The following is a 12876-nucleotide window of genomic DNA, read 5'->3' as shown; positions in this document are numbered from 1 at the left end:
TTTGTTGACAAAAAAAAATAGTTCGATCGCCCAATCCCATCAAATCCCATCAAATCTATCACAACGATATCTCAGTCACCGCAATATTACCCTCAAAACACACGTCAACATCAGTCCCCGCCGCCCGATCGCGCGAGCCATATTCTCCCGCATAATAAAAGTATTCTCCCTCCACCCGGTAAACAACTGGCAGCGGCTGCGTCGAAGGCTGGCAAAACACAATTTCCGGTTCCGCACTTCCCGGCGCTAAATGTGGCAAATTCACATTCCAGAAACACCCCGACTTTGGTTCCCGGTTCAGCAAATCCGCCAACACCCGCGATGTCCAGCGAGTAGCGACATCCCAGTCTATTTCGAGTGGCCTTTTAATCCGGTGGGAAATTGCGATGCCCGGAATACCGTGCATGGCTGCTTCCCGCACAGCCGCCACCGTACCCGAAATGTACACGTCAACCCCCAAATTGCCGCCCGCGTTAATACCCGAAAGCACCAAATCCGGCTTCGCACAAACGTGATGAAGAGCAATACGCACGCAATCGGCTGGTGTTCCCCCTACAGCATACTCAAATTCCGATCGGCGATCGACATGAATCGGACTGTGAGCCGTCACTTGATGCCCGCAGCCCGACAATTGCCCCTGCGGAGCCACCATAATTGTTTTGCCTTCTACAGCCTGCAAAAGTGCCTGAATCCCTGGAGCATCGATGCCGTCGTCGTTGGTTAAAATTATTGTCATTGAAAATTTGTCTGTTTGTAAGGTTATTGTGTCACTGGCGGGCGAGCCGATGCAATTTCAAATTGTAGGGGGCGCGGGGATTGTGTCGATTTTAGATTTTAGATTTTAGATTTTAGATTTACTTCACAGATGAATCTGGGAGATTGGACAAGAGTCTAAAATTTTTATCTTTCCACGACATTAGTCGGGGGCTTGTACCCGTTTTTGGGCGGCATCTGCATAACGTTAAGTGTAGTGGACTTACGCACTGAGACTGGGCTCGACCAGGTTTTTTCAGCGGTACCCAGGCTCTCCACGCCGTGCTTTAGTGGCTCAAACCCAGTATCTACGCCTGGGAAGAGTTACTAATTCTATATTTACTTACTGTGCAACTATATTTTACTTTCGCGTTCATCTGGCGATCGGCTAACATATTCCTCACGACCTGTATAACTTATTACGTACTGTTGGTGATGTTACGTAGGTAGCGTTTGTGATAACCGATGATACCGCAAGTTGCAATAACGGATAGTTAGCCGTGGAATGCTTCTGCCGCAATCATCCTAGCGTTTGCAACACAACCGAGTTTACGAAAAGTTTAAGAATAAACCTTGAAGAATATTGTTTTGGTAAAGGTATAAAAAATGTATAGACAAACACTTTTAAATGAGCGATGTTGTAAATATATACCAGACGAAATCAATAAAGTCAATCCCCCCAGCGATATAAAAAAGGTCTTACTCTTATGAAAACCAACTTCGCCCAACCACTAACCGCGTGTCTAGCTACCGCTGGTTTAGCCATTGCTTCTTCATTACTAACTGCAACGCAAGCCCAAGCATTCAGTTTATCCGTGGCTCCTGAGTACGGTACTACCAACGGCATTGGCACCGGCGCTACTGCAACATTGGACTTCAACTTTGTCCAAAGTGGAGCCGATTTGCTCCTGAATTTAGGCATCACTAATACCACGGGCACTAAGACTACAGCCGGTGGCGCAACAGACTCTTCTCTCGTTGGGGTGGCATTTGACGTATTGAGTGGCGTTAGTGCATCGGTTCAATCCACATCAGGCAGCTCTTTTACATCGTTTTGGCAAAACGTTGAAATTAGCGGTTTGCAAAAAGACGGTTTCGACTATGGCATTAGCACTCCGCGCCAAGAGTTTGAAGGTGGAAAGGTTAAAGGAGGCTTATATAAAAATGAGTCAACTTTGGTTAGCTTTTTGCTAACTGGCAGCAGTCTGAGTGCGGCTCAGGCAGAAAGTGCTTTCTTGACCGGATTCCAGAATGGTACGCTCAAGGCAGGGGTTCGCTTCCAGGATGTAAGTGGGTCTCGTGTTGGTGACAGTGACAAAGTTATGGCCGGAGTTTCGGCTGATGCTGAGCCAGTGCCCGAACCAACCACTATTGCAGGTATGGTGATGGGATTGGGAAGTTTAGTAGCAGCACGCCGGAAGCAGGCAAAAAAGGCACTTGCTTAAATTTTATCAGGGGTGCGGGTCATCCATCGGCAGAAAAGCTCGCCGCAGTTCTAGTGAATTCAGCTTAACTTCTAGTATCAACTCATAAGAGCCAGCACAGCTATCGTGCTTCTGGCTCTTATTTTTGTTCTTCACCTTGACAAAATTGTAGATTTTGTCAAGGTGAAAAACAAAAAATTTGCGATGCCCGCATTTCCGCAAAAATTGACCTAAAATCCCAAAATCCCCAGAAAATATCAACCAACTTGTGGTAATGTTTTGTGTCGGTTGCTATGTGGCAATCCTTCTGCAAGTTCAGTTAAACGCGCTCTCAGCAATGTTTTTGCCAATTATACCCTTAGCTCAAGCAATCCCGACACCTCCGACCCAACAAGTCATCATCGAGCGAGAATTCCCGCTACCGGAAAACGAACTGGATTTGCCAGCGCCTCCAACAACCGCCCCGCTGAACACTGTGACGGTGCCTCAGCAAGTGCGCGTTTTACCGGGAAAACTCGACAACATCCCGGTTTTCAACAGCAACAGTCCGGAAGTCGTGCAAACCGAAGGCATTTTGCTCTCCACATTTCCCCAGGAATCAAAACAAGTACCTTCGGCTCATTTAAACTTTGCCTTCAAAGGCCGATTTGACATCTTTGCCCACCACATCGCCAGGGCTAAAAATCGCGAAGAAACTCGCACCTTATTTCAAGGAATAATTGTCCACAATCCTAACTCCGAACCTGTTACTTTAAATGTCTTGCAAGGAGCAACTTATTTAACTCGGCCGGATGCCTTGTTTGTCGATTTGCCGTCGTATTTAGAAAATAGATTCGGCACTGTGTTTGCGGGGCCTGGAAGCCGCATCACGAGCGATGTATTGCGGGGGTTCAGACAAGCCATTTTGCCCGCTGCGATCGAGATTCCGGCCAATCAGAGCCGAATGCTGATGAATTTGCCGATACCTGTGGGGAATGTCACGCCTTCTTCCAATGGTCGATCGACCTTGATGCGAATGTCGAGCAGCAATTCGGTTTATGTAGCCTCATTAGCCATGTTTGCTCCTAAAAATCAAGAAGGAGTCGAGCAATATCCGACTTTAGAAGAGTGGGAAAATATTTTAAATACCAAAAGTTTAGCAGGGCCCAGAGATTTAGCACCAACTCCGAGAGGCGAAAATCCGGTGCAAAAAATTTATGGCCGCGTGGCAGGAGTCGCTGAAGGCTCGCAGTGGCAAGCTAAAATTACGGACAATTCGAGAACCGATTATTTAACTATTCCCAAGCGCGGCGAGTCATTTTCCTATGCTTTGAGCACAACGGATACGGGGACTTTTGGCACCGGTCAAATTCAAAGCGCAAAAATGTTAGCTCGATATCCCGATACTGCTTATTCTGCTCACGGTAATTACGGGATTCAATACAACTTAACTTTTCCGCTTTACAACAAATCTCGTGAATCCCAATCTGTTAGCATTAAAATGCAAACACCCGTCAAGGCAAATACAGAAGCGGGGGGATTGATGTTTTACGATCCTCCTGAAAATCGGATATTTTTCCGAGGTACGGTGCGGGTGATGTTTAAGGATGATACGGGCAAGACTTTGACGCGCTACATTCACATTGTGCAGCGCAGGGGACAGCAGGGGGAACCTTTGGTGAATGTGAATATGAAGCCGGGGGAACGCCGTTTGGTGCAAGTGGATTTCTTGTATCCGCCGGATGCGACGCCGCCGCAAGTTTTGACTGTGCGATCGAGTAATTAGTTATTGGTTGACTGTATATTTACACTGTGCGAAACGTGGCTGAATTTCTCACAACAAAAAGTACGATCGCTACTCGACGGGCTCGCCCTTAACATACAAAGATTCGAGAAACTTAACGGCTTCATCAAGCACAGCTTCCGGTAACTTCTCAACAATCGCGATCGCCCTTTGACGGATTTCTCGATCGACTGCTTTTGATTGCTGCGAGTCAGTGTTTGCTAAACTGCTACAGTCAAATGACTTTTGCTTCGATAAAGCTGTTTCTGGAGTAACAAAAATGCCAACATCTGCGGGAAATTCGACAGTTTCTCGATTGTAGTATTTAACAACCTGAGTTGTCACATTCATCGCTACCCGCTGATTAAATCGGAAAACTTCTGAAAAAGTGCGATCGCCGCGAGTAGTCTGAAGTAACTGTTCTCCCACTTGATTGACTTCTGTTGTAAAAATAAATTTGTGTGTATCCGTACCAACTGACAGCAAAACCTCGTGAGTATGAGAGCCAATCGCAGGTTGAACAGACAAAACTTGCACCTTCATCGTCTTAATGAGTAATATCAAATCCGTTGGTATCGGATGGTATCGGAATTATTGCTCTCTCTCTTCTCTTCCTCTGTGTCCTCTGCGGTCTCTGCGGTTAAATCATTCCGAAATTAGACATCTCATTAAAAGCTAAGTCTAAATCCCCCTTTCCTGCAAATAAGAGTAAAAGGGAGATTTAGGACGATCGCTAAAGCGTCAAAGACTGAGGATTTGTCTCAATCAATTTCGCTAAATCTTGCAAGAAAGACGCCGCATCAGCACCGTAAATAATCCGGTGATCGCAAGTAATATTCACCTGCATTTGCCGCTTCACTCCCATCAAACCATCCTCGTTTGCCACTACTTGCGGCCGCGAAGAGCCGATCGCCAAAATCGAGCCTTGATTCGGCGGCAAAATCGCGTCAAACTTGTCTACTCCAAACATTCCCAAATTGGAAAGAGTAAAAGTTCCCGTGCTGTATTCATCAGGCTTCAACTGCTTGGTGCGGGCGCGATCGACTAAATCCTTCCAAGTGCGGGAGAGCGAATAAATGTCGAGGCGATCGGCATTTTGCAACACCGGCGTAATCAAACCGCCGCCATCCATCGCCACCGCTACCGCCACATTAATATCAGCGCGGTGTTGAATTCCCGACTCCACATAACAAGCATTAAGCAGAGGATGTTTTTGTAAAGTTACTGCTACAGCCTTCGCCAGCATAGCCGTCATCGTGACGCCCTTCGACTTAATTTGTTTGTAGAGTTTGTCCAGATTATCAGTAGTAATTGTGTAACCGACGCGGAAAGAAGGCACGCTCAAACTTGCTTCCATATTCCGCACCACCGCATTTTGCAGCGCATTCATCGGTACTCTTTGGCCCGAAAGTGCCACCGCCGGGACTGGTGCGGGTGCGGGTTTGGCTGCTGCGGGGGCGGGTGCTGCGGGGGCGGGGGCGGGTGCTGCGGGGACTGTTACCGGTTGTTGAACCGGAGCGGGTTGGGCTTTTCCGGCTGCTGCTTCCACATCCTCTGCGACAATGCGACCGTTGGGCCCGCTGCCTTTGATAGAATTCAAATCTACTTTAAACTCTTTGGCTAATTTGCGAGCGCGGGGAGAAACGACGCTGCGGCCGTTTTGGCGGCTGACATTTTGCTGCAAACCTGCTGACGATGTAGCTGCGCTCACAGGAGCGGGGCTGGGAGCCGGGGCTGCTGCTGCGGTTGGAGCGGCGGCTCCTTGCTGCTGAGCGACGGCGATTTCGGCTTCTGTTTCTGCTACGAGGGCGATTGCCGCTCCCACCGGAGCAACTTCGCCCGCAGGTACGATAATTATTGCTAAATAGCCTTCGTAGAAAGACTCGACATCCATGTCGGCTTTGTCGGATTCAACCACTACCACCGTTTCGCCTTTTTCTACTTTGTCTCCGGCGGATTTGACCCAGGAAACAATTTTGCCCTCTGTCATGGTAGAACTCAGGGCTGGCATGAAAACTTCGCGAATCATCTGTAAAAAGTCCTTTTGTGTGGGTAAGAGGTAATCGGTATTTGGCAATTGATAATTGGCGCTCGGCCACCGGCAATACTTATTATTATGCCAGTCTCTCGCATTCTTGATGTGTGACTGTTGACTCAAAATCACTTGCCAATTACCGATCGCCAATTACCACTTACCATTTTCTAAATATCACCTCGAATTTCTTCGACTATGCCGTCGCGGAGGAGAATTTCTACTTGCATTTTTTGAATCAAGTTTTCTCCGAGCCCGACAGTGAATGTGCCGTCAATTTGACCTTGACTCACTTCTTGTTCCAGGTCTAGCACCTGCACTTGCTGAAGCTGTTGCAGGTTTTGGTTTTTCTGTTCTAACAGTTCGCTTTTTCTTTGATTCACCTGCACTTGAATGTTTTCTATTTGCTGCTGTACTTGCGGGCCTGGGGGCTGCAGATTTTGCTGTTTGATTTCTGAAATCATCCGCTGCCCTTGCATTTCTAACTGTTGTAGCTGAGAGTCTATTTGGTTGATTTGGGCTTGGAGTTGCTGTTGAGCTTCTTCTTTCCAGCGGGGAGTAACGACGACTTTAACGTTAATCGATCGCTTCAAGAGTAATTGTGGTTCCATAAAGTTGTTGCTTGTCAATTAGGAATTAGGCATTAGTCATTAGTTTGTAAACATGAACTAATGGCCCAGGACTGAGGACTCGGACTCGGGACTCGGGTGTTGGGATAATTTTTTCTTTTCCATTCCCCAAGTCCTGCGAATATTTCAAAACATCCCGTCAATCATATCGCGGTAGTGTTGCGTCACAACCGGGCGCTTAATTTTCAGGGTCTGGGTCAACATTCCATTTTCGATCGAAAATGGCTCCTGAATCAACCGGAACGGGCCGATGCGATCGTCCGCGCGGTATCCAGGGCGATTTTGCACCTCTCGGTTCAATTCTTTTCGGAATAAATCTTGAATAGTCTTGCTATTCCAGTCAATTTCGTGTAATGGGGGATTCTGAGTTTCTGCCCATTTCTGCACAGCTTCTGCATTGGGGACAATTAAGGCGCCGACGGATTTCTGGTCTTGACCTACTAGCATAATTTGGTCGATGTAGGGGCTGCGGAGGCAGGCGTCTTCTATGGGCTGGGGTTCGATGTTTTCGCCGTTGGTGAGGACGATCGTATCTTTGGCCCGCCCGGTCAAGATTAAGTCGTTTCCCGGTGTCAGCCAGCCCAAGTCGCCGGTATCGAACCAGCCTTCGGAGTCTATGGCCTTGGCAGTCGCTTGGGGATTAAGATAATAACCCTGCATAATTTGCGGCCCCCGCGCCAATACTAAACCGCGCTGGCCTGTTGGCAGTTGCTGTCTGGTTTCTGGGTCTACTATTTTAATTTCCGTATGGGCTAGAGGCTGTCCTGCGGAACCTTTAAGATTGTGCCAAGGGCGGCGGACGGTTAAAACCGGGGACGTTTCGGTTAAACCATATCCCACTAACAAACCGATATTCGCTATTTCAAAGAAATTGTCTATATGCGCGGCCAAAGAACCGCCACCGCTAATCGCCCATTTTAAGCGTCCCCCTGTAGCTTCCCTGACTTTTTGGTAAACCAGTTTTTCGGCGAGGGCGTGCACGGGCGACAACAGAATGCTTTTGGTGCGGGCGATTAGTTTTTCGGAAGCAGAAGCCGGTTTCAAACTGAGAGTTAATCCTTGGAAAATGCGGCGGTTCTCGATGTATTGCTGGCTGGCAGATAACAGGAAATCCACCAATTTTTGTTTGTTAGGTGGCTGTTCCCGAAATTGCTTTTGTACGGCCTCATAAATCGATTCCCAGATGCGCGGAACGCTGACCATGTACTGGGGTTTGTAAGTTTTAAAGTCTTGTTTGAAATAGCGAATATTGGTGTAAATTTGCGTGCATCCTTGGGAAAGCAGGAAGTATTCGACGCTGCGTTCGTAGGCGTGCCAACTGGGCAGAATGCTGAGTACGCCATCGCCGGCTTCGGGCTGGAGAATTGTGCCCAAGGTGTTGAGTTGGTGCAGCAGGTTGCCGTGAGTCAGCATGACGCCTTTGGGTTTGCCGGTGGTGCCGCTGGTGTAGAGGAGAGTGGCGAGGGTTTGAGGCTTGTGGTTGGAGGGTTTGAGGGAACGGTTGGCCCCTGTGGTCATCACTTGGGAAAATTTGACTGTGCTTAGGGTTTGGCTGGTTTCCGGTTCTTCGTCGGAGAGGAGGACGATGAGTTGAATGGGCAAATCAGGGAGGCGGTGTTGCAGTTTTTTCAGTAATGCCAGGTTTTCGACTACCAAGGCGGTGCTGCCGCTGTCTTGGATGATGTACAGGAGTTCTTGAGGGTCGGCGGTGGCGCCTCGAACCACGTTCGCGGCCCCGGCCATCATGATACCTTGGTCGGCTATCAGCCAGCGGGGGCTGTTGTCTGCGAAGAGGGCGACGCGGGGAGGGACTGCTTCTTCGGGATTTGGTTCGATGCCTAGGGCTTGTAAGCCGGCGGCGAATTGCTGGATTTGCTGGTAGAGGTCGGTGTAGGTGAATTTGATTTCTGGCTGGCTGTGGGGGTCGTGGAGGGCGACGGTTTGAGGAAATCGCTGTTTGACGATCGCCCAAATTTCGGGTATCGATCGAATGGAACTGTAATCAATTAGCTTGCTGAGGTTCGCGCGTTCGCGATCGGTCATTTCAGATGATGTGTAAGATGCTGGGCTGTTCATAGGGTATCTTCCTGAGTTTATGGAGATAAAATTCTTGGCTATAAGTTTAATATCACAGTTATTTTAAAACTTTATGGCAGTATCGTGACAGTTTGCCAACCTGCCATTGTCTATTTAGAAAATTAGGGATACAAAATGATCAAACTTATAGTTGCACAGAAACAGATGAATTTACCAAGGTTGATAGTAGTTGCATTGAGTGCGATCGTAGCATTATCTGGAACTAGCCTCGGAGTGAAGGCCGCAGAAGTGCGATCGGGAAACAGAACGTTTGCTGATTGGTGTCGCGAAAAAGCTTCCTTGAGTCCTGAAGTTAAACATACAGTTGAAGTGCTGTTGGAGAAAGCAGGAGCCACTGAGTGCGATGAAGCTAATCAGAAACTTTCGAGTCTCGCAAACCTCAGCCTCGAAAACAATAAAATCAGCGACATCAAACCCCTAGCATCCTTGACTAACCTGAGTGTACTATCCCTCGACAACAATCAAATTATAGACATTAAACCGCTAGCATCCTTGACTAACCTGAAAGGGCTGAGCTTGAACGACAATCAAATTATAGACATCAAACCGCTAGCATCCTTGACTAACCTGACTGAGATCCTCCTCAGCGACAATAAAATCAGCGACATCAAACCGCTAGAATCTTTGACTAATCTAACTTGGCTGTTCCTCAGCGACAATCAAATTATAGACATCAAACCGCTAGAATCCTTGACTAACCTGACTGTGCTCCCTCTCAAAAACAATCAAATCAAAGATATCAAACCGCTAGAATCCTTGACTAAACTGACTAGGCTGTTCCTCAGCGACAATGAAATCAGCGACATCAAACCGCTAGAATCCTTGACTAACCTGACTGTTCTCGGTCTCAACACCAATAAAATCAGCGAGATCAAACCCTTACAATCCTTGACTAAACTGGATTATCTCGATCTCGACAACAATAAAATCAGCGACATCAAACCCTTAGAATTATTGACTAAATTGACTAAACTACACCTCAGGAATAATCAAATCAGTGACATTAAACCTTTGCAATTTTTGACAGAATTGCGTGCTTTATATCTCAACGAAAATCCAATTTATCCCAAAACTTGTCCTCTCAAGCCAGAGTCTATCTGTAAGTGGTAACTCTAGAATTAAATGCTAAAACTTTCCCACAGTTCGGAAATAGGATGTAATTTGCCTTCTTTAATTTGCTGGAGGGAGGTGCGGAGGCTGGCTAAGACGAGTTCGGCAGGATCGTCATCGGGATCGGCGGGCGGGGTGACAATATGGCGACTGATTAATAGTTGGTAGAACTCGTCCACAGACATTACAGCAAGTTGAGCGGATCGATCGAGACTGAGGCTGTGCTGCTGATAAAGTACGATCGCGAGTTCCCGTCGCACATCGGCTTCAGTCAGGGGGAGATTGTCGGGAAGGTCGATCGTAATTTGCATGATTTAAGGTACTTTTTAATTTTGATGGTCTTTTAAGTGCGATCGTTTAATTTTGCAATTCGGTTTTAATTTTATTACAAAAATCGATGAATTGACGGAAAGTAGTCAGTTGTTCCGGCTGAACTTGAATCCTTGCCAATAGCTGTTGCAAATAAAAGGGCTTGAGTACATCTCCCGGTCGTTTTTTAGAATAGGTAATATTTTTAGCTTCAAATAACGCTCTCAAATAAGCTCCGTGAAACTGAGCGTGAGTATTAAAATCTTGATATCTGCCCATATTTTCGGGACAGTTAACTGAAACATCGTAATATTTAGTATAATCTAACAAAGGTTTGTTTTGAGGATTTCTGGAATAAATCTTGCGATTGCCTAACAGCCAACTTTCCAAGCAGCGATTCTGAAATATCAGCACAAGTTCTGCATTGTTTAATTTCAATTTGTGCTGACTTAAAAAATCATAAATTTCTGTTGTGAGTTCGGCAACAGTATTTTCCTCGGCATCGAGACATACTACAAAATAGCTGTATTTTCCGTTTGAGTTAATTTCGGCGATCGAACGCGGGATAAAATCGTATATTAATGAAGGATATCCTTCACCGCTAATCAAGTAATAATTTTTTTCATTCACATCATCGCAATTGTCAACTCGCTGCAATTCCGGTAAAAGATGAGCCAGCCAAGCTGGATAAACTTTTCTCTCCGATTGCTTCCCTTCAACTAAAAAATACAGATTCATTAAACTTTGATTCCTTCGCTGTATTCTTCAAGATTAATCAGTTGCGTAAAAGCTTGATGCCTCGATTTTCCTAAATTCAAATCTTTAGCATCTTTCACAGTTACCACCCCACCTTTGCGAGTGACTATTTTCCAGTGCTCCATCCCAATATTATTGATTATGTAGGGATGGTGGCTGGTGAGAATGAATTGGATATTTCTATTTTCCACAATCAAATCTGTCACAACATCAATGCAATTAATCCCCAAGCTGTTTTCAAATTCATCAATCAGGATTACAGTGCCTTCGGGCGACAAATACAGTTGGCTAATGTGAATTAAGGTTTTCAGCATCCCTGACGAGATATTCTCTTGAAAAATCCACTCTTTGACACCTTTCTCTTTTATCTGAATGGGAAAATTGGGGGATGAATCATCATATTGTACCGCTTCTATTTTAATATCTTCCACTTGAGGGAATGCCTGTATAAATATGCGCTTAATATTATTGAAAATTTCTGGATGATGGCGGTAAACAAGAACCAGTTTCATCTGGATTTGCAAGTCACTTGCCTTAATATAATCTAATAATAAAACATCGCTTACGGAGGTGGTTGACATCATTACACTCATATTGTAAAAGAAATCAAATGAACTTAAATCATAGCTAACTATTTTATTAAAACCCTGTTGAACCGGTGAAATATCTTCCTCTTGGTTTAAAATTTCTACTACGCTTTGAAATGGCGATAGTTTCGGAGTTTTATTTCCCTGAAATATAATTTTATTAGGTGTTCTTTCTATAATTACATTTTTTTCTCTTAATAAATGTTCTCGAACAATTCTAAATTCATTAGTTTCGTCTTGTTCCTCAAAAATGATAGGCAGATTTTTTTTTGTTTCAAATTCGCCTTGCCAGCGGTACTCTACATTGTTTACTGTCGAGAATGTAACGTCCCATGCCAAACCGTTTAATGAAGCACCATTAGCTATTCGTTGTAAATTCAAAATTCCTTTCAAAATTTGTGTTTTGCCGACACCAGATACGCCAACTAATAAAGCCAAGTTGGAAAAATAGATGGGTTCAAAACGCCACTCTCGTAAATTATCCCAAAAAGCTACTTTTTTAATTCTCATTTCTCCCTCCCATCAATCATCTGCGTCCATCAGTGTTCATCAACCTACATCTGCGGTTAAAAACTCCTCTCAAAAACCGCTCCCCGTCCCATCTCCATCCATTCTACTATATGGCGGGCCAACGAGTAGATATGTCAGCACTTTAACATAGCTGGGTGCTTATGGCGCACCTTACCCCCACAATAAAATTGAACTATGAGTGGAACAGGCATCTTGCCTGTTCCTGAAACTTGTGCAATATCTCAGATTTAAGCGACACGGCGAGGTGCATCCACCATCGGCGCAGTGCCAAACAAATGTCTGAGATAACTGCGACTGAGTTCGCGGTTCCAGCGCCGCAAACGCACCATCACTCGCGTGAATGTAAAAGTCAATTCCACCACCAAAGAAAGCTGCTTGAGACTGAGTGAAGTATTAAACACATCATTACCATGCGTGCGTTCAATCTGATGATGTTTCAGCAAAGCAATCAGGTTTTTGGTAGAGCCTTTCAGTTGATTGAAATAACTCTGGGAGAATGCCCAGCGGCTGAAACCCCAAAACTTAGCCAAATGATTGATTTCATCCTGTAAAGGCTGGGAAATTGCCTGTTGCAACGCTCCAGTTGAGTGTACCATCAACCATAAATAAACAGAAGTAGCTCCCCACTCGGTACTCAGGCGACTAATCACGTGTTTATAGGTATCTTGCCAAGCGTCACCTGTGGATTGACAGCCATTCACAGAGTTGGGTTTAACTTGCAGTTTTTCCCCTGTAAGTTGCTGGTAAATTTTCCTAAATGTCGGGCAATGTTGGCGTTCTTCTTTTTCCCAAACACCTATCTCTAAAATCAGGGTAAGCTCATCTAATTTGGTATAATATGAACTTGACAAAGTTAACAAAATAAGCATAAGAGACTGTGTAGACA

Annotated in this window: 11 protein-coding genes and 1 pseudogene; 3 read left to right on the top strand and 9 right to left on the bottom strand. The window is 45.6% G+C overall.

Annotated features, from left to right (window positions below; translation table 11 throughout):
- Nucleotides 1-58 precede the first annotated feature (58 nt).
- Entirely contained in the window at nt 59-736 is a 678-nt protein-coding gene (gene surE / locus QT992_RS19345; RefSeq protein ID WP_333317792.1) for a 5'/3'-nucleotidase SurE, read from the bottom strand.
- A 724-nt stretch (nt 737-1460) separates the two neighbouring features.
- Between surE and QT992_RS19340 the strand changes: the two genes are divergently transcribed.
- Both QT992_RS19340 and QT992_RS19335 read left to right on the top strand, forming a co-directional pair.
- Nucleotides 1461-2198 (top strand): PEP-CTERM sorting domain-containing protein, encoded by a 738-nt coding sequence (locus tag QT992_RS19340; RefSeq protein ID WP_333317793.1) that lies wholly within the window; start codon nt 1461-1463, stop codon nt 2196-2198.
- 316 nt (nt 2199-2514) lie between these two features.
- Nucleotides 2515-3942 (top strand): DUF3370 domain-containing protein, encoded by a 1428-nt coding sequence (locus tag QT992_RS19335; RefSeq protein ID WP_445305380.1) that lies wholly within the window; start codon nt 2515-2517, stop codon nt 3940-3942.
- 69 nt (nt 3943-4011) lie between these two features.
- Here QT992_RS19335 and QT992_RS19330 read toward each other — a convergent pair whose 3' ends face one another.
- From QT992_RS19330 to QT992_RS19315, 4 genes are all read right to left on the bottom strand, one after another.
- Nucleotides 4012-4467, bottom strand: coding sequence for a hypothetical protein (locus QT992_RS19330; protein WP_333341638.1), 456 nt, complete (start codon nt 4465-4467; stop codon nt 4012-4014).
- A 205-nt stretch (nt 4468-4672) separates the two neighbouring features.
- Nucleotides 4673-5968: a dihydrolipoamide acetyltransferase family protein gene (locus QT992_RS19325; protein ID WP_333317799.1), complete on the bottom strand. Its 1296-nt coding sequence runs from the start codon at nt 5966-5968 to the stop codon at nt 4673-4675.
- 173 nt (nt 5969-6141) lie between these two features.
- Nucleotides 6142-6582 carry a YlqD family protein gene (locus tag QT992_RS19320; RefSeq protein WP_333138001.1) on the bottom strand — a complete coding sequence of 147 codons (441 nt, stop codon included), beginning with the start codon at nt 6580-6582 and terminating at the stop codon, nt 6142-6144.
- A gap of 144 nt (nt 6583-6726) precedes the next feature.
- Nucleotides 6727-8676 carry a long-chain fatty acid--CoA ligase gene (locus QT992_RS19315; RefSeq protein ID WP_333341636.1) on the bottom strand — a complete coding sequence of 650 codons (1950 nt, stop codon included), beginning with the start codon at nt 8674-8676 and terminating at the stop codon, nt 6727-6729.
- Nucleotides 8677-8811: 135 nt separating this feature from the next.
- Here QT992_RS19315 and QT992_RS19310 point away from each other — a divergent pair, with 135 nt between their 5' ends.
- Entirely contained in the window at nt 8812-9807 is a 996-nt protein-coding gene (locus tag QT992_RS19310; RefSeq protein WP_333341634.1) for a leucine-rich repeat domain-containing protein, read from the top strand.
- Nucleotides 9808-9815: 8 nt separating this feature from the next.
- Here the strand turns inward: QT992_RS19310 and QT992_RS19305 are convergent, their stop codons facing one another.
- From QT992_RS19305 to QT992_RS19290, 4 genes and pseudogenes are all read right to left on the bottom strand, one after another.
- Nucleotides 9816-10118 (bottom strand): UPF0175 family protein, encoded by a 303-nt coding sequence (locus QT992_RS19305; protein WP_333341632.1) that lies wholly within the window; start codon nt 10116-10118, stop codon nt 9816-9818.
- A gap of 46 nt (nt 10119-10164) precedes the next feature.
- Entirely contained in the window at nt 10165-10854 is a 690-nt protein-coding gene (locus QT992_RS19300) for a hypothetical protein (RefSeq protein ID WP_333317811.1), read from the bottom strand.
- A complete protein-coding gene (locus QT992_RS19295) occupies nt 10854-11969 on the bottom strand; it encodes an AAA family ATPase (protein WP_333317813.1) in 1116 nt (371 codons plus the stop codon). Before QT992_RS19295 ends, QT992_RS19300 begins: the two co-directional genes overlap by 1 nt.
- 248 nt (nt 11970-12217) lie before the next feature.
- A pseudogene (locus tag QT992_RS19290) lies at nt 12218-12876 on the bottom strand (hypothetical protein); the annotation flags it as partial.

It is taken from the genome of Microcoleus sp. T3_D1 (assembly GCF_036700405.1).
Taxonomy (GTDB): domain Bacteria; phylum Cyanobacteriota; class Cyanobacteriia; order Cyanobacteriales; family Microcoleaceae; genus Microcoleus.
The sequence above is the reverse complement of the archived record's forward strand: the minus strand, read 5'-3'. Positions and strand labels throughout refer to the sequence as shown.